At 53.9% G+C, this 17,650-nt stretch carries 12 protein-coding genes; 1 reads left to right on the forward strand and 11 read right to left on the reverse strand.

Annotation, left to right across the window (positions count from 1 at the left end; translation table 11 throughout):
• The 6 genes from dnaK to H3V04_RS06675 form a co-directional block, all read right to left on the reverse strand.
• A complete protein-coding gene (gene dnaK, locus H3V04_RS06650; RefSeq protein WP_046322242.1) occupies positions 1–1,899 on the reverse strand; it encodes a molecular chaperone DnaK in 1,899 nt (632 codons plus the stop codon).
• A 239-nt stretch (positions 1,900–2,138) separates the two neighbouring features.
• Complete coding sequence (malQ, locus tag H3V04_RS06655; protein ID WP_198187641.1) at positions 2,139–4,289, reverse strand: 4-alpha-glucanotransferase; 2,151 nt, start codon at positions 4,287–4,289, stop codon at positions 2,139–2,141.
• Between the two features lie 254 nt (positions 4,290–4,543).
• Positions 4,544–5,155: a YesL family protein gene (locus H3V04_RS06660; RefSeq protein ID WP_198187643.1), complete on the reverse strand. Its 612-nt coding sequence runs from the start codon at positions 5,153–5,155 to the stop codon at positions 4,544–4,546.
• Positions 5,156–5,239: 84 nt separating this feature from the next.
• Positions 5,240–6,076 carry a carbohydrate ABC transporter permease gene (locus H3V04_RS06665; protein WP_045934909.1) on the reverse strand — a complete coding sequence of 279 codons (837 nt, stop codon included), beginning with the start codon at positions 6,074–6,076 and terminating at the stop codon, positions 5,240–5,242.
• Positions 6,073–6,918, reverse strand: coding sequence for a carbohydrate ABC transporter permease (locus tag H3V04_RS06670; RefSeq protein WP_198187644.1), 846 nt, complete (start codon positions 6,916–6,918; stop codon positions 6,073–6,075). Before H3V04_RS06670 ends, H3V04_RS06665 begins: the two co-directional genes overlap by 4 nt.
• Positions 6,919–7,043: 125 nt before the next feature.
• Positions 7,044–8,393, reverse strand: a complete 1,350-nt coding sequence (locus tag H3V04_RS06675; RefSeq protein ID WP_198187646.1) for an ABC transporter substrate-binding protein — start codon at positions 8,391–8,393, stop codon at positions 7,044–7,046.
• Positions 8,394–8,862: 469 nt separating this feature from the next.
• Between H3V04_RS06675 and H3V04_RS06680 the strand changes: the two genes are divergently transcribed.
• Complete coding sequence (locus tag H3V04_RS06680) at positions 8,863–9,951, forward strand: LacI family DNA-binding transcriptional regulator (protein ID WP_198187653.1); 1,089 nt, start codon at positions 8,863–8,865, stop codon at positions 9,949–9,951.
• Positions 9,952–9,976: 25 nt separating this feature from the next.
• On the opposite strand, the gene H3V04_RS06685 is transcribed toward H3V04_RS06680, so the two are convergent.
• The 5 genes from H3V04_RS06685 to H3V04_RS06705 all read right to left on the reverse strand — a co-directional run bounded on the left by H3V04_RS06685 (position 9,977) and on the right by H3V04_RS06705 (position 17,546).
• Positions 9,977–12,430: a glycogen/starch/alpha-glucan phosphorylase gene (locus tag H3V04_RS06685; RefSeq protein ID WP_198187655.1), complete on the reverse strand. Its 2,454-nt coding sequence runs from the start codon at positions 12,428–12,430 to the stop codon at positions 9,977–9,979.
• Between the two features lie 472 nt (positions 12,431–12,902).
• Positions 12,903–13,739 carry a carbohydrate ABC transporter permease gene (locus H3V04_RS06690; RefSeq protein ID WP_198187657.1) on the reverse strand — a complete coding sequence of 279 codons (837 nt, stop codon included), beginning with the start codon at positions 13,737–13,739 and terminating at the stop codon, positions 12,903–12,905.
• The gene (locus H3V04_RS06695) at positions 13,736–14,590 is read right to left on the reverse strand and encodes a carbohydrate ABC transporter permease (RefSeq protein ID WP_045934904.1); all 855 of its coding nucleotides are present in this window, start codon (positions 14,588–14,590) and stop codon (positions 13,736–13,738) included. Before H3V04_RS06695 ends, H3V04_RS06690 begins: the two co-directional genes overlap by 4 nt.
• Positions 14,591–14,747: 157 nt before the next feature.
• A complete protein-coding gene (locus tag H3V04_RS06700) occupies positions 14,748–16,082 on the reverse strand; it encodes an ABC transporter substrate-binding protein (RefSeq protein ID WP_232342617.1) in 1,335 nt (444 codons plus the stop codon).
• 120 nt (positions 16,083–16,202) lie between these two features.
• Positions 16,203–17,546 carry a glycosyl hydrolase family 32 gene (locus tag H3V04_RS06705; RefSeq protein ID WP_232342618.1) on the reverse strand — a complete coding sequence of 448 codons (1,344 nt, stop codon included), beginning with the start codon at positions 17,544–17,546 and terminating at the stop codon, positions 16,203–16,205.
• Between the last annotated feature and the right edge of the window lie 104 nt (positions 17,547–17,650).

Genomic DNA, 17,650 nt, shown 5'->3' on the forward strand with positions numbered 1-17,650 from the left:
TCACTCGCCGTCCTTCTTCTTGTCGTCGTCGTCCACGACCTCGGCATCCACCACGTCGTCATCGGCGGACGAGGAAGAGCCTGCACCCGAGGCAGCACCGGCGGCACCTGCAGCGCCCTGAGCGCCTGCACCGTCAGCGGAGCCCTGCTGGGCGTAGAGGGCCTGGCCGATCTTCTGGGCAGAGGTCATCAGCTCGCTTTGGGCGTTCTTGATCTTGTCCATGTCCTCGCCCTTCAGAGCCTCTTTCAGAGCGTTGACCTTGTCGGTGACCTCCTTGGCCACCTCGTCGGAGATCTTGTCCTTGTTGTCGTTGACCAGCTTTTCGGTCTGGTAGGCAGCGGACTCGGCGGCGTTGCGGGTGTCGGCATCCTCACGACGCTGCTTGTCCTCGGCCTCGTGAGCCTCGGCCTCCTTGACCATGCGATCAATCTCGTCCTTGGGCAGGGCGGAGCCACCGGTGATGGTCATGGACTGCTCCTTGCCGGTGCCCTTGTCCTTGGCGGAGACGTGCACAATGCCGTTGGCGTCGATGTCGAAGGTGACCTCGATCTGAGGAACGCCACGCGGGGCCGGAGCGATGCCGGTCAGCTCAAAGGTCCCCAGAGGCTTGTTGTCGCGGGCGAACTCACGCTCGCCCTGGTAGACCTGGATCAGCACGGAGGGCTGGTTGTCCTCGGCGGTCGAGAAGACCTCGGACCGCTTGGTGGGGATGGCGGTGTTGCGGTCAATCAGCTTGGTCATGATGCCGCCCTTGGTCTCGATGCCCAGGGAGAGCGGGGTCACGTCGATCAGCAGGACGTCCTTGCGGTCGCCCTTGATGACGCCGGACTGCACGGCAGCGCCGACGGCCACAACCTCATCGGGGTTGACGGTCTGGTTGGCTTCCTTGCCGCCGGTCAGTTCCTTGACCAGGTCCTTGACGGCGGGCATACGGGTGGAGCCGCCGACCAGCACCACATGATCGATGTCCTGAACCGAAATGCCGGCATCGTGCAGCACGTTGTTGAAGGGCGTGCGGCAGCGGCCCAACAGGTCGGAGGTCATCTCTTCGAAGTGCGCCCGGGTCAGGGTCTCGTCCAGGTGGACCGGGGTCCCGTCGGGGGTCATGGCCAGGTACTGCATGGAAATGCTGGTGGACGAGGAGGAGCTCAGCTCCTTCTTGGCCTGCTCGGCGGCCTCCTTGAGCCGCTGCAGGGCGATCTTGTCCTTGGACAGATCCACGTTGTACTTGTTCTTGACCTCGGTGACCAGCCAGTCGATGATCTTCTGATCCCAGTCATCGCCGCCCAGCTTGTTGTCGCCGTTGGTGGCCTGGACCTGGATGGTGGAGAAGCCGTCGTCATCCTTGCCGATCTCCAGCAGGGAGACATCGAAGGTGCCGCCGCCCAGATCGAAGACCAGGATGCGCTCATCCTCCTTGCCCTTCTCCAGACCGTAGGCCAGAGCTGCAGCGGTGGGCTCGTTGATGATACGCAGGACGTTCAGACCGGCGATCTTGCCGGCATCCTTGGTGGCCTGGCGCTGAGCGTCGTTGAAGTATGCAGGGCAGGTGATGACCGCGTCAGTGACGGGTTCGCCCAGGTAGGACTCGGCATCCCTCTTGAGCTTCATGAGGATCTGGGCCGAGATCTCCTGCGGGGTCCACTTCTTGCCGTCGATCTCAACGGACCAGTCGGTGCCCATGTGACGCTTGACCGAGCTGATGGTCCGGTCCACATTGGTGACGGCCTGGCGCTTGGCCACTTCGCCGACCAGAATCTCGCCGGACTTGCTGAATGCCACCACCGACGGCGTGGTCCGCGCGCCCTCAGCATTGACGATTACGGTGGGCTCGCCGCCCTCCAGGGTTGCAATGCAGGAATTTGTGGTTCCCAGATCGATGCCAACTGCACGTGCCATACTCGTTACCTCCTGATGAAATGGGGCGTAGGGTCTGACCCCGCACCTCGACGTTCACGTTCTCCGCTCGCGCTTCGTTCGTGGTCCCGATGGCCGACTTCCGTCGACCCGGACAAGCAGCCATCATGACCACTCCGAAACTTGAGCCTACATCACTCAACTTCTTCTGGCAAATATTATTCCCATTATCAAGAACGCTACTGAAAAACGAGCAAATACCGGGATGGCAGGAGTCCGGCTCACCCTTTCTGCATAATCCCGGCAAGTGCGCGGACACGGGCCATATCGAACACCTTGTCAGCACTCACTGCTTGCCCATGTTCATCAGCCAATGGAACGCGCCAATTGGGGTATTCATCGACTGTGCCAGGCTGATTCTGCGAACGAGCCTCGCCCACTCCATCAACCAACGCAGCGACCTTGAGCAGGCAGGGGGACTCGGCAATGGCACGGTGCATAGCCTGCACAATTTCCTGCATATGGCCGTCCTCATCACTGGCAGCTGCCTTATCCAACCAGCCATGGTCCTGCAGAAAGCGCAGCATGGCCGCATGCTCCTGCTTGGCGGCATGTTCAAAACTGGCGGGCGACGTGTTCAGCAGGTGCAGCTTCTCTCTGAGTCGCACATGCTCATAACGAAGATATCCAGCCGTGGGAGGCAGATCATGCGTAGTCACGGCCGCCAATGCACACTGACGGTACTGTGCCGGATCTGTAAACCGTCCATCTTGCTGCTCAAACCACTCAATGACGGTGCCCAGAATGCCACGTTCAGCCAGAGCCTGCGAAGCGTAACGGGGAACGACACCCAGATCCTCCCCGATGACCATCCCTCCGGAACGAGTCGCTTCAATGGCCCAGACCGCCAGCATGGCATCCTGATCATAGGACACGTAGGCTCCCTGGCTCGCAGGTAACCCGTCAGGAATCCACCAAAGTCGGAACAAGCCCAAGGCATGATCGATGCGGACGGCCCCGCAATGAGCGAACATGGCATGGACCAATTGCCTATAGGCCAGAAACCCGGTCCGCTGCAAGCTCATCGGGTCAAGCGGCGGCTGCATCCAATTCTGCCCCTGCTGATTGAAATCATCTGGCGGGGCGCCCACCGTAGCACCGGATGCATAAGATTCCGGATGGGTCCAGACATCGGCCCCAAGAGGATTGACACCAACAGCCATGTCTTCCATCAGACCAATAGCCATGCCGGCATCCCGGGCAGCCCTCTGCGCCCCTTCCAGCTGCTGATCAGCAACCCATTGCATCCAGACATAGAAATCGAAGTCGTCATGATGCTCCTGCAGCAGGTTACTGACGGCGACAGAATCCGGGCCGAGTCTATGAAACCATGAGTCGGGTCCGGACTCAGGTCTGCCCCAGCATTGGTATGCCAAGCACCACAAGGCGAAGTCCTTGAGCTCAACGCCACCGGAATCAATAAACTGTTCCAGCTGTCCAGCACGTTCCTGACTCAGCTCACCCTTGTCATAGATGATCCGCAAGGCTGCCTCTTTGCACTTCCAGCTATGATCCCTGTCAATGACGTCGGGATTGGTGTCATCCATTGATACCTGTTTCAGGAGCGCACGGATACCATGCTTATCCCCTGCCGACAGATTCTGGTATTCGTCGATCAGCTCAGGTCGAATATAGAGGGGATTGATAAACACACGAGAGGCCGGGAAATACGGCGAAGGCGTCATTGGAGGCACTGGCTCGGCGGCATGGATGGGATTTATCAGCATGAAATCAGCCTTGGTCTTATCAGCAGCATCCACAAGAAGCCTACGTAGATCCCCGAAATCGCCGACACCCCAGGATTGCGGCGAGCGCACCGAATACAGCTGAACCATCCAGCCCCATCGTGGATGCTCGGCAACCGCAGCCGGCAGATCAATATGTCCCGGCGCAGCAATCACCGTCGACACTGCGCTCCGCATGCCGTCCGATACGGTGAGCTCGTGGTACCCAATCGGAATCCTGCCGTCCAAAACCAGAAAGAGGGATCGACCGTCATCCGGGCCGCCTCCCGACGTGATGACCAGCGACGATGATTGATCTGTTCCGTCCTCGAGCTTCAACGAAGCTCGCACGGAACCTGCAGCTGCACGAAGCGGCACCCTGACAGCATTGCCCACGGTCTGCACGATGGTCGGCGGACACAGCTGTTCATTCCGGTCACGAAGTATGCGCTTCAGCGATAGATCGATCTGAGCATCGCTCTTGGCGGGAACGCCCATTGCCCCCAGCACCCTGACGAGCACATCGGCATCTATATGCTGCAATTCGCCTTGCTGATCCTCATATTCAGCAGCGACACCGCACAAAGCGGCAAGACGTGCCAATGCGCCTGTAGTGTCAGGCAATGACTGCACTGCTTTCGCACTCATGATTCGACCTCATTCCACCCTGCGCAACGTGTACCTTCCTGGCGTCCCAATGGCATTACCCCCGGACCGTCGCCCCGTGACATAGTTGATCTCCTTTGCTTACTTTGGCAGCAGGTCGAATACCGGGAGCAATCGCACGAGGTTCAACGGCCACCAAGATTGTTCTTGCAATCGTTGTCATTCCTTAATTGGCATTGCATCGCCTTTTCATTTACATCCGAGTCAATTTGATGGAATCGTATACATGTTTATGTCTATTGCGAATTGCCGGTCCGATACCTGTCAAGGGTGGGTTTCTGGATCGGCGTATGGAGCATGACAAGTGTTCCATACCCTAGAACCACGAGAAGAAAAAGCCCCTGGGGAAGACGAAGCCAGCAGACGGCCAAAAGCAGTAAATACGCCAAGTCCATGACGACCAAAGCCGCTGTGCGCGGCCAATTGACAACGCCAATGACCAGTGCATTCAGCATGGTCCTCAGGACAGTATTTTCAAAACCGGCTTGCAGCGACCAGACCCATTCGAAGACGATGGCCCATAGCAGCCCCAGGGCGAATCCAGGTATCAGCAAGAGGGGTACGCGCACCAGGAGCCATCCGCATATCAGCAGGCAACCGATCGGGCCCAATATCAGCCATATGCACGTGGACTGCATAAATTCCACTCGAAAGGCATGGAAAAAATCGGCAGTTACATGGCCTCGCCCCTGAAGGGACCTTCGAGCAGCGTAATGTCCTGCCGACAAAGCCGCACCAATGGTAACCAAGGGCAGACCCGTAACCAGCATGAGCATGTTGATCCAGATGGCATCCGCCAGATCCGACAATCCGCGCATAAACCCTGAATCGGGAGAAAGAAAACCCATCAAACCTCCATGCAATGATGATCGGCACAGGAGCCCGCCCCAGGGAGGAACAGCCGGGCAGGCCCCCATGTCTGAAACATCGGCCTACCCCTTCACTGCTCCGGCAAGCACACCTTTGATGATGTACTTCTGGCAAATCAGGTAGAAGATAACGATCGGGATGATTGCCAGCACCAGGCATCCCATCATGGCGCCCATATCCACACTGCCATAACCGCCTTTAAGGTACTGGATGGCTATGCTCATCGTTTTGAACCTGCGCATGTCCAAGGTCAAATATGGCAAGAGGAAGTCATTCCATATCCACATAGCCTCGAGGATGGCGACTGAAACGATCGAGGGCCGCATGATTGGCACCACGATTCCAAAGAAAGTACGTGGAATACTTGCTCCATCAATCATGGCTGACTCCTCCAGCTCCCGGGGAATGCCCTTGATGACGCCAGTGAAAATGAAAACGGCCAGACCAGCCCCGAATCCAAGATAGACAAGGCACAATCCCCAAGGTGTATTAAGCCCCAGCATGTCCGCCAGCTTGGACAGCGTAAACATGACCATCTGGAAGGGCACGACCATGTTGAACAGGAACAGGACATACAAGGTTCTGGCCGCCCAATTATCGACGCGGACGATCCACCATGCACACATGGAGGTGCAGATCAGAATCAACAGCACCGATCCAACCGTAATGAGCACCGTCCATCCAAAACTGGCAATCAAGTCGGTCCGCTCGATGCCACGCCGGTAATTCTCCAAACCAACGAATGCCCTGCCTACAGGTATCGAGAAGGCATTGCGCGATATATATGCCTTGTTTTTGAAGGAATTGACCAGCACCAGCACCAGAGGGAACACCCACAGTATGGATACCAGAGTGAAAAAGACGCTCCATAAGCCGGATTTTTTGGTTTTCTCACTCATGCCGTTACCTCCTTGCTGGTGGTAAGCCGGTTCTGTATCAGCGCAATCAGCGCCACGATAACGAAGAACACCACTGCCTTCGCCTGCCCGACGCCCTCAAACCCGGTCCTGCCATAAAACGTCCGGTAAATGTTCAGCGCCAGGAGCTCAGAGGTGTTCGAAGGCGCGCCATTGGTCAATGCCAGGTTCTGATCGAACATCTTGAACCCGTTGGTCACTGTCAGGAAAGTGCACACAGTTATCGACGGCATCATCAGGGGTAGCGTGATCATCATCAGCCGTTGCCGGCTATTGGCACCATCGACCGAGGCGGCTTCCAGCACATCACCGGGAAGAGCCTGCAGGCCGGCAATATAGATGATCATCATGTATCCGATTTGCTGCCAGCAGTACAGGAGCACCATTCCCCAGAATCCGTACATTCCCGAGTAAGTGATGGATCGGCCCCATCGGGAGAGCACGCCGTTGAGCAGCAGCAGCCAAATGTATCCAAGAACGATGCCGCCGATCAGGTTCGGCATGAAAAAGACAGAGCGAAACACATTCGCCCCTCGGATCGCCTTTGTCAGCATGTAGGCCACCGCGAATCCAGCTACGTTGACAACAACAGTCGTCACTATGGTAAAGGCGACGGTATAGACCAAAGCATGCCAGAATTCCCCGTCGGCCAGCGCTGCACGGTAATTGGCTAACCCGATGAATCGTGCATCAGTCACTGTCGTAAAACGACACAGGCTCAGCCACACACCCATAAGAAAGGGGACAATAAATCCGACTATGAAGGCCACCACTGTGGGCACGGTAAAAAGGACCCACCAACGCCGTATCGATCTGACTACCATGGGTCATCCATTCCTTCCCCGGCTCCATCCAAGCCCGCCATGACCATTCCTCAGAAATTCGGACAAGTCCATGACGGGCAGCTGCTCATCTCAGCAAGCGAATGGAAGAGCCGACGCTCTATATATCAGGCCTGACGATTGGCCTGATACTCCTTGGCCCAATTGTCTACGAACGCCGACTTGACCTTGTCCCAGTTGCCGGTGCCCTGAGCGTACTCCAGAAGGGCGTTGCCCAGGTCATTCTTCCACTGCTCGGAGGGCATCATGGTGAAGTTCCAGCTAACCTGGGTCTTGCCGGACTTGGAGTCTTCGACTGCCTCCTCAACAAGAGGGTTGTCGGATTTTACATCGTCGAAGCTCTTGAAGGGGGTGGTAAAGCCCATATCGCTGCTCATGGCTTTCTTGCCCTTTTCGGACGTTATCATCCAAGCCAGGAATTTCTCCGTCGCCCGCTGATCATCCTTGGAGGCCTTCTTGTTGATGCACCAGTAATTCTCCGAACCTGTCGCCAGTCCCTGATCCTTCTCGCCGGGAGCGCCGATGTAGATGGGCATCATGCCGATCTGATCCTTGGACATACCTGCTTTCTCCAAATCAGTCCATGCCCAGGTTCCATTCTGATATAGAGCGGCCTCTCCAAGAGCAAATTCCGAATTGGCGTCATCGCCGGTCTTGGAGCTCAGCTGCTTGGGATCAGTGGTGGAATCCTTCAGATAAAGATCGAAGATTTGTTTGAACTGAGGCAGATAAGTGCCCTTGACGGATTTTGGCTGAGTGGTGATCTTATCATCCTTGAGTTCGTAATAGAGAGGGATATTGGCCAAATGCGTCTTGAAGCGCCAATCGGAGCTTGAGTCGAACCCCGCCGAGGTAAAGGCACCCTTGACGCCAAGCTCATCCTTGTGCTGCTGAATGCCATCAGCAACCGCCTTGAGCTTGTCAAATGAATTTATATCCTTTACGGACTTGACCTTGGCATCAGACAACTTCATGTACTTGCCCATGATGTCCTTGTTATAAATCAGCCCATAGGTCTCCATGGCATAAGGAACTCCCAGGACCTGCTGACCGTCATCCGACTTGAGCGCCAGGTCTTGATTGGTCAGTTGACGATACACTTCGCTTTTGGACATGTCTGCCGTATAAGACTTCCAACTGGCTAGGCCCACGGGCCCATTCACCTGGAATAAGGTCGGAGCCTGCGATTTGGCCATCTCCGACTTCAGCGTCTGTTCGTATGTATTGGAGGCCGCCGTTTGCACATCAACCTTGACGCCGGTTTCCTTGGTATATTCTTCAGCGATCGCTTTCCACTGGTCCGCTGCTTCTGGTTTGAAATTCAGGAAGAAGACCTTGCCAGCGGCTGTCTTACCACCATCAGCCGATTGAGCCGATCCGCAGGCGCCCAAGGCTCCGACGGACAAAGTCAGAGCCGCCAATAGACCAATTCCCTTGGTTATCGTATGATTCATCATCGAACCTTTCTTTCTTGTTCAGTCGAATTCCTCGCTGTCACTTGTGTCCAGCCAGCGACTCGTACCGAACTGAAATTCGACCTACTTCTATTGTCCACAAAAAACGGAAAAATGCAAACGATAGCAATAAGGGATAGCGGGATGCGATTTGCTAAGTCATTTCATCGACATGTCCGTTCTATGATTCGGCTCAACATGACTCTTTTAAGCCCACAAGACTCAGGATTCTCTATAATTCAATCGTTGTCATCAATGCGTCAGCCTTTCACACGGTGGCTTCAACAGCATTCGTGCGATCGATTTCAAAACCTATATAAAGACTGCAAACGCGCTACTTCCCGGATATAACATCTGCGACGGATTAGATCTGCATCCCAGGTTCTATAATAAAGATGAAGTAGATGAAGAAGGAAATTGCTATCGTTATCTATCAGATACGAGGGCAGGCTCCGTCACATCGAACTGGATCATGGAGGAGGATTCGAATGAGGTGCTGCATCATAACGGCATCCCCAGCGAACGTCTCCTCTTCGGCAATCGGAGGCACCCAGTGAAATCCACCATCCAGGACGTTGCCAGGAAAGCCGGCGTATCAGTCTCCACCGTATCCCGGTCTTTCACTCGTCCACAGCTGGTTTCCGCGAAAACACGCGCCAAAGTCCTCACAATTGCCCGTCAGTTGGACTTTAGCATATCAAGATCGGCAGCAGCGCTGAAGTCAGGACAATCGATGCGCATTGCCATGCTCATAAGCGACAGTGTGACCAAATGGTTCAACAGCCATGTCTTCGCGGGCCTCAATGATGTTCTTCAACAATCAGGCTACGATATCTCCATTTATACAATGAATACCTTTGAAGCACGCAGCCGGTTTTTTTCCGATTTGCCAGTTCGTCGGAACGCAGACGCGGTAGTGGTTTGCTCATTCAACATAGAGCCGGATGAAATCGCCAGGCTGGGGAACATGGATGTGCCTATCGTAGGCATCAACATCCCGGCCATCAAGGAATTTGACGCAGCCGTTTATATCGACGACCGCGACTCCATGCGTCTGGCTGTCAACCATCTGATCGGCCTAGGCCATCGACGAATAGCATTCATTAGGGCAGGGCACGGTTCACCCTTCCGCTATAGGGCTGACGAGCGGCTTGAAGGCTTTATGGATGCCTGTCGCAAGGCGGACATTCAGGATGAGGCCACTGCCATACAATGTCCTCTCGGGCAGGATGTCTACAACTCAGCCTTGTCCCAACTCCTGGCACTGGAACCAGCGCCGACAGCTGTATGCTTCCAAACTGATGAATTGGCTATACCAATTCTTTACCGTCTTCATCGCTATGGCCGAGAAGTCCCTGACGATCTATCCGTTATAGGTTTTGACGACAGCACCTACAGCGACGCAATCGGACTGACCACCATACAACAGGATCCTTACGCCATGGGCAGGGCGGCAGCAGACAAAATACTCAGCCTGATCACAGGAAAGGATGCGGGGGAACTTTACCAAATGTTCCCCACGCACCTGATCCTCAGGGATACAACCAAACCTCCCCGGTGACCTTCCTGCAATCGTCAGGCCCCGCTTATCTGCGTGTTCCTGGCATCCAAATCCGGGTCAGATAATCCTCTACCGCCCGATCGGAACTGAAAGAGCCACATCGGGCGATATTGAGTATGGCTTTGCGAGCCCACTGATCGGGCTGTCTGTATGCTTGGTCAATCCTGCGCTGAGCATCCATGTAGGCTCCGAAGTCAGCCATGACCATGAATTGATCGTGCTTCAGCCAATCCTGGACAAGCTTGCGATAAGTATCACGATCACCATGCGAAAAGGCTCCTGATGCCACCATGTCAATAGCAGCTCTCAGACGAGCATCCTTGTCGTAATATGCCATAGGAGCATATCCCTCAGCATCCAAAGCATGCACCTGATCCACGTTCAGCCCGAAAGCAAAGAAGTTCTCTGCACCCACCTTCTCGCGTATCTCCACATTTGCCCCGTCCAAAGTTCCGACAGTCAGAGCCCCATTCAGCGCGAATTTCATGTTGCTTGTCCCGCTGGCCTCCTTGCCGGCCTGCGAAATCTGCTCATCAAGGTCCGTGGCGGGAATCAGGTGTTCCGCCATGCTGATGTTGTAGTTTGCCGGGAAATACACCTTAAGCAATCCATCGGTCCGTGGATCCGCATTGATGACTCTGGCCACATTGTTGATCAGCTGGATGGTCAGCTTGGCCATGGCATAACCAGGGGCGGCCTTTGCACCGAAAATAACCGTTCTTGGCTGCGCCCGATGATTGTCGGATCCTCCGGCGATTATATCGGAGTAATCAGCAATGACCGCCAGTATCTTCAATGACTGCCGCTTGTACTCATGCAGGCGCTTGACCATGACATCGAACATGGTTGAAGGGTCGGGGCTGAAGCCATACCGTCGTTGAGCATAGAGAGCAAAATCCCTTTTATTGTCATCCTTGACGTGCATGAAGCGCGCCACGAAGCCGTCATCATCGGCCAGCGGTTCCAAACCAGACAGTTTGGAAAGGTCGGCAACCCAAGAATCAGTCCCCAAACCCTCCGTAATCAGATCCGAGAGCCGCGGATTTGCCAGTCTCATGAAGCGTCTAGGAGTCACTCCATTGGTTACGTTGGTGAACTTGCCAGGATAAACGGTGTGAAAGTCCCTGAGCGTGACCTCTTGCAGAAGTCTGGAATGCAGCTGTGCAACACCGTTGACCTTGGTGGATCCAACCGTAGCCAGATAGGCCATGCGAATTGTAGGATCCTCGCCTCGCGTGATGATACGCATGGCATCAATCCGCTCCTGGTCAACCTGTTCGTCCCTCAAATATCTGACAAAATCAGCATCGATGCGCTCGATGATCTCCATATGCCTGGGCAACAATTCCGCAAAAAGCGAGCGCGGCCACTCCTCCAAAGCCTCTGGCAAGAGCGTATGACAGGTATAGTTGAAAGTCCTCTGTGTGATCTCCCATGCCTGTGCCCATTCATAGCCGAAGTCATCCAAAAGGATGCGCATCAGTTCGGCGATCCCGATGACCGGATGCGTATCGTTCAACTGGAAACAAATATGATCAGGCAGAGCACTCAGATCAGGATGAGCCTGACCATGGTAGAAGGTCGCTATGGCATCGGCCAAGGATGCAGCGACAAAGAAATACTGCTGCTCCAATCTGAGACGCTTGCCGTCCGCAGTGGAATCCTCGGGATAAAGGATCGCGCTGATGGTATTCGCTCGCACCTGAGCCTGTACCGCGCCATCGTAGTCCGACTGGTTGAAGCGTTGCAGATCAAAGCCGTCATATGCTTCAGACTGCCAGAGACGAAGCGTATTTATACGCCCGGATGCATAACCAGGGATCGGATAGTCATAGGGAACCGCCTGAACCGACCAGGCCGGGCGCCAAACCCTGTGGCCATCCTGCCCCGTAACCTGTCCTCCAAAAGCAACCCTTTGCGCTCTCTCCACCTGTCGATATCCCCAGGCATCGCCGGCAGACAACCAGTTATCGGGCTTTTCCAACTGTCTGCCATCCGCATCGAAGACCTGCTCGAATATGCCATAGCGGTACCGAATACCATACCCGATGGCCGGCAGATCAAGCGAGGCCAAAGAATCCATAAAGCAGGCTGCCAGTCTGCCCAATCCGCCGTTGCCCAAACCGGGCTCATGCTCTGCTTCGATGACGTCATCGGGGTCAAAACCCAATTCCCGCATGGCTTCATTAAATTGATCAGTCATCCCTGCGTCCAGAAGAGCATTGGGCAATTGCCGCCCCAGCAGATACTCTGCGCTCAAGTAGCCCACAGTCCTGGTCGTGCCTTCGGCCATGCGTCGATTGCTGCACTTCCAAGATGGCGCCATACGATCGCGTACCAGCTGAGAAGCTGCTTGATAAATCTGAACCGGCGATGCTGCAGCCTCATCGACTCCCCAGCGTTGAACCAGTCGTTTGCGAACCCCCTCAGCAAACTCGGCTGCTGATATTGATGCTCTTGGCTCAGTCAATTCCGTCATTGGGCAGTTCCTCCATTCTCGCCATTGATGCCAAACCTCGCCTCGGCCCGGTCTGCTTTGACAGTGGCCTTCCCCGTCCTTGCCCGGAAAGGCCATTACCAACACCGAATCGCCATCAATGACATAGCGCCAAGCGACTACTTGTATTGCACACGTTATCATAATAAGAAACTTGTCTGCCTGCAAATCATTACTCAGCCTTTACGATCACTGGAGAAACAGCAACTATCCTTCAATCTGCGGCAAGTCTTAGAGACGAAGAGATGACATATATTAATGACACCGTTTGCAATTCAAAATCAGCTCTACTGTCACAAAATCCTCCGATGATGCAGACAGGCAGACTGAGGCTCCTGCTCAGCACATACCGTCCGCGGTATTGCAACCAGGCTAGCCAAACAGCCTGTCGGAGGAATGAAAATGGTCCCCGGGCCTAAGAAAGCAGCCCAGGGACCATGGAGGAATTGCAGTTTCAGCCCTTTACAGCACCAGCCAATACTCCACTGATGATGTACTTCTGACAGATTACATAAAAAATGACTATGGGAATGATAGCCATGACAAGACATCCCATCATCGCTCCCATATCGACAGTCCCGTAACCGCCTTTGAGATATTGCACTGCAATGCTGATGGTCCGATATTTTCGCAGATCCAAAGTCAAGTAGGGCAGCAGGAAGTCATTCCAGATTCCCATGGCTTCCAGAATCGCCACTGACACTATGGAGGGTTTCATGATGGGCACAACAATCTCAAAAAAGGTCCTGGGGACACTCGCCCCGTCAATCATGGCCGACTCCTCCAGCTCTTGGGGGATTCCCTTGACCACTCCGGTGAATATGAACACCGGAAGTCCGGAGCCGAACCCAAGATATATGATCCACAGGCCCCAAGGCGTGTTGAGCCCTATAATGTCGGCCATCTTGGACAGGGTGAACATCACCATCTGGAAGGGAACGATCATGTTGAAGAGGAAGACCAGATAAAGCGATTTTGCCGTACGATTGTTCACCCGGACGATCCACCAGGCACACATCGAAGTACATAGCAGAATCAGTGCGACAGATCCTACCGTTACCACTACCGTCCATCCAAAACTGGCAAAGAAGTTGGTCTGTTCAATGCCCTTTCGGTAATTGTCGAGGCCCGCGAACATGTCGCCCAGCGGAAGGGAGAAGGCATCATGAGTGATATAGACTTTGTCCTTGAAGGAATTGATACCCACCAGCACTATCGGGAATACCCACAGTAGGCACACCAGTGTGAAGAACAGTGTCCACCAGCCTGAATGTTTGGCTTTGGCACTCATGCGGTTACCTCCTTGCGAGCGGTAAGCCTGTTCTGCAGGATAGCGACAAGGGCCACGATGACGAAGAAAATAACCGCCTTGGCCTGGCCTGCTCCCTCGAACCCAGCCCGTCCGTAAAATGTCCTATAAATGTTCAACGCAACCAGTTCTGAAGAATTGGACGGTGCTCCATTGGTCAGAGCCAAATTCTGATCGAACATTTTAAAGCCATTGGTGATCGACAAAAACGTACAAACGGTTATTGATGGCATCATCAGCGGAATGGTGATATGGAACAGGGTCTGGGCGCCGCTTGCTCCATCAACCGATGCAGCTTCGATGACATCACCGGGCAGGGTCTGCAACCCGGCGATGTAGATAATCATCATGTAACCGATCTGCTGCCAGCACATCAGCAATACCATTCCCCAGAATCCGTACGTACCTGAAAAGGTGATGGACTTACCCCAATGCTGGAGGACACCGTTGAGCAACAGCATCCAGATATAGCCGAGCACGATGCCACCTATCAGATTGGGCATGAAGAAGATCGACCGGAAAAGATTCGCTCCCCTTATCGCCTTCGTTAGCAGACTGGCGATCGCGAAGGCACACACATTGACGATTACCGTAGTGACCACCGTAAACAAGGCCGTGTACCACAAAGCATGCCAGAATTCAGGATCCGATATGGCTGCAGCGTAGTTTTTCGTTCCTATGAAATTGGCATCTGCAATAGTCGTGAAACGACATAGACTCAGCCAAATCCCCAATATGAAGGGGATGACGAATCCAATCACGAATGCCACAAACGTAGGCAAGACGAACAAGGCCCACCAACGGGAAATCGTCTTGCCGGCCATCGATATCATTATCAACCTCCGAGACAGAATCCAATGATTCATCCATACCGGTGCGCATCCAGCCGAACAGACATCCCGTGTTCGCGCGGCATGCGTACCGTGTATATCCTTTACTCATGCACAACCGCGCCAGTTCCACTCCGATTACGGCGCAGTCAAGCTTCCCTCACGACTTGTGAACCGTGTTGTACTCGGATGTCCACCCATCGACGAAGGACGATTCAACCTTGGACCATGGCCCAGTCCCCTGGGCGTATTCCAACATCGCATCGGCCATGGTCAAAGCCCATTGAGCCGTGGGAAGCGGGCGGATGACCAAGTCATAGCAGTTCCGCTTGGCATAAACATCATTGGCACGCAGTATGGGATTCTTCGTTTTGAAACCCGCCTTGGCATAGGATTTGAAAGGAGTCTCGAAGCCCATGGTGTCAGTGACGATTTTTCTGGCTCCAGCGTTATCGAGCATCCAGTCCAGAAACTTCTTGGTAGCGTCTTTGTCTTTTTGCGAGGCTTTGCTGTTAATGGCGAAATAGTTGGAGCTGATCGTTAACCCGGAGTTTTCCTCACCCGGGATTCCCATATACAGCGGGAAAACTCCCATATCCTTATCCGAGACTTTCTTGCCGCGCAGCTGTGGATACGCCCACGATCCCATCTCGATGAAAGCCGCATCACCAAGCGCAAATTCCGAAATAGCATCGTCCAGAGTCGCACCTGAAAGCTGTGTTGGCGCAACCGTCTCGTTCTTGATCATCAAATCGAATATCTTCTTGAGATTAGGCACATACTTGCCCGATACCTTTGAAGGAATCACCGTCGTGTTCTGATCTCGATATTCGTAAAACACCGGTATATGCGGCAGCATGTCGCCGTACCTAGGCCGTGAACTGGCCTCGAATCCAGCAGAGGTGAATGCTCCTTTGATGCCTAGATCGCTTTTATGAGCCTGAATCTCTTCGACCATTTTTTTGAGAGCATCAAATCCTCGGACTTCCTGTTCGGAGTGAATGCTCGCCCAGTCTGCGGCGAAATATTTTTTCAGAATCGCACGATTGTAGATAATGCCATACCGGTCAAGCACAAAAGGAATGGCCTTGACTGTATCGCCATCTTTGAGCACATAATCACGGTTCTGCAGATCCTTGTACATGCGCGTCCCGGAAAGATCATCGCAATAATCCACCCAGTTGGGAAAGTCATTGTTGTCCAGGCCGATAAGCGTCGGCGCATTGGTCTTGGCGAGTTCGCTTTTCAGGGTTTGCTCATAATTGCCTGGGGAAGCAGTCGTAATATCGAATGGTATGCCCGTATCCTTAGTGAACAGCTTTCCTAACTGAACGAACTGTTCATTGTTTTCGCCTTTCTGATTCATGTAGTAGACCCGACCTTGCGAGCTGCTACTAGCCCCTGTTCCTCCACAACCCGAGAGAACACCCATTGTGAGTACCGCGGCTGCGATTACGGCCGTCGTTTTCCTGACTGTATTCATGCCTTCCTCCATTGGAAGCCTTGACTCATCATCACATCCTGTATGTATGCCTAGCATAAGCGCTTAAGCAATTGCTGTCAGCCTCAACGATGTTCCCCGTCATCGCATAACGCCTTTATTGTTTTACAACTATCATCTCCTTACCGTATTTGATATCCAAGCATTCGAGAGTGTGAGGGAGCCGTCGGTTACGAACATGCCGACGGATCCACCGCCGGACCGATACATTCTGGTGCTCAAAGCCTCCCCGTCAATGTATAAGGTGGCAATCGTATCGTCCACAACGACTTGCAAATGATGAGCACTGTCTGCATCCAGGCGCACAGGTCTGGTCAGGCCTATATTCATGGTGTTAAACCAAGGATAGTTCGGACTTCCCTCAAACGTGCATCGGTTGTCGTCAACCTTGCAAAGGAACTGATAGCCTGCTTCGGTATCCGGATCCTCCTCCAAGACGATCCCGAAGGAGCGAGTGGAAGGGGCGAATCTGACATCGGCTTCAAAGGCAAAAGGACTGCCAAGATGGTCGGCGATCCTATGTTGCACTCTGCCATCGTCACCTTGCATGGCAAAGTCATCGATGGGCTTCCGATCAACAAAACCGTCCCAGAGTGTAGTGACTGGCTTAACGCCTAAAGTATGGTCCGGCCGCTGGAAGATCTCATGAGGCACGAATGCGCCGCCCCATTCATAATTGCCAGTGTCCTGATTCCCTTCCTTGGTCCCAACCCAGCCGAACAGGATACGGTGGCCGTTCAAGGCGAAGGTTCGTGCGGCATAATATGCGCTTCCTTCCAGACCGTCGTCCGGCGGCTGCAGCCAAGGCCCATTCAAGCTCCTTGACATCCTATAGGTCATCCCGTGTCTGTCGCTGTACTCGGTGACTATGTGATACCACCAGTCTCCCATTTTGAACAGGTCCGGCATCTCATGCATCGTATACAGGCCCGGGGCCCAAAAATCGCCCTCAAATTTCCAATTCATGAAATCCGGTGATGAAAAGCAGACTGTCCTGCCGGTTCGTCTTGTCTTCGGACCGGGCTGTCGAGCGCCCAGCAAGACCAGATACCGGTCTTGCTCATCGTCCCTGACCACCCAAGGATCTCTCCAATCAGAGGGGTCATACCCATCTTGAGGCAGGAAGGGCAATGGTTCGTCCACTTTGCGCCAGTGATACAGGTCGCTGCTGACAGCATGCATCGGAACCTGAGAAAGCCCTCCTTCGTTCTCGATATTTCTGTTGTAGCCGGTGTAAATGATGTGGTAGCAATCATCGACTTTGCAAACAGAGCCGGCATAAATGAACTGATCCTGATCACGCTCACCACCGTGTGGGATTACCACGCCATGATCTTCATAATGGATGAAGTCCTTTGTCGTAACCAGGGACCACCCGAATGGCTTTCCAAGCGGCTCTGGATCCCTATCGTCGCGTTGGTGGAAGATGTAAAAGGTATCGCCCTCGCCGAAAGGCATACAATCCCCCACCCAATACCCCGGGGCTTGATAGTATAGCGTGTTCACTAAGTCAGTCCAATCTATTCTTGTCGTTTCGATCAGCCGTGATCGATGAATCTGCG

Source organism: Bifidobacterium sp. M0353 (assembly GCF_016100645.1).
GTDB classification, from domain to species: Bacteria; Actinomycetota; Actinomycetes; order Actinomycetales; family Bifidobacteriaceae; genus Bombiscardovia; species Bombiscardovia choladohabitans.

Bases quoted from the DNA above. Each gene is read 5' to 3' on its own strand.
- H3V04_RS06675 (WP_198187646.1), bottom strand. From the start codon at position 8,393: ATGATGAATCATACGATAACCAAGGGAATTGGTCTATTGGCGGCTCTG.
- H3V04_RS06680 (WP_198187653.1), top strand. From the start codon at position 8,863: ATGGAGGAGGATTCGAATGAGGTGCTGCATCATAACGGCATCCCCAGC.
- H3V04_RS06700 (WP_232342617.1), bottom strand. From the start codon at position 16,082: ATGGAGGAAGGCATGAATACAGTCAGGAAAACGACGGCCGTAATCGCA.
- H3V04_RS06690 (WP_198187657.1), bottom strand. From the start codon at position 13,739: ATGAGTGCCAAAGCCAAACATTCAGGCTGGTGGACACTGTTCTTCACA.
- H3V04_RS06695 (WP_045934904.1), bottom strand. From the start codon at position 14,590: ATGATATCGATGGCCGGCAAGACGATTTCCCGTTGGTGGGCCTTGTTC.
- H3V04_RS06660 (WP_198187643.1), bottom strand. From the start codon at position 5,155: ATGGGTTTTCTTTCTCCCGATTCAGGGTTTATGCGCGGATTGTCGGAT.
- H3V04_RS06705 (WP_232342618.1), bottom strand. From the start codon at position 17,546: ATGCCTTTCGGCGAGGGCGATACCTTTTACATCTTCCACCAACGCGAC.
- H3V04_RS06685 (WP_198187655.1), bottom strand. From the start codon at position 12,430: ATGACGGAATTGACTGAGCCAAGAGCATCAATATCAGCAGCCGAGTTT.
- malQ (WP_198187641.1), bottom strand. From the start codon at position 4,289: ATGAGTGCGAAAGCAGTGCAGTCATTGCCTGACACTACAGGCGCATTG.
- dnaK (WP_046322242.1), bottom strand. From the start codon at position 1,899: ATGGCACGTGCAGTTGGCATCGATCTGGGAACCACAAATTCCTGCATT.
- H3V04_RS06670 (WP_198187644.1), bottom strand. From the start codon at position 6,918: ATGGTAGTCAGATCGATACGGCGTTGGTGGGTCCTTTTTACCGTGCCC.
- H3V04_RS06665 (WP_045934909.1), bottom strand. From the start codon at position 6,076: ATGAGTGAGAAAACCAAAAAATCCGGCTTATGGAGCGTCTTTTTCACT.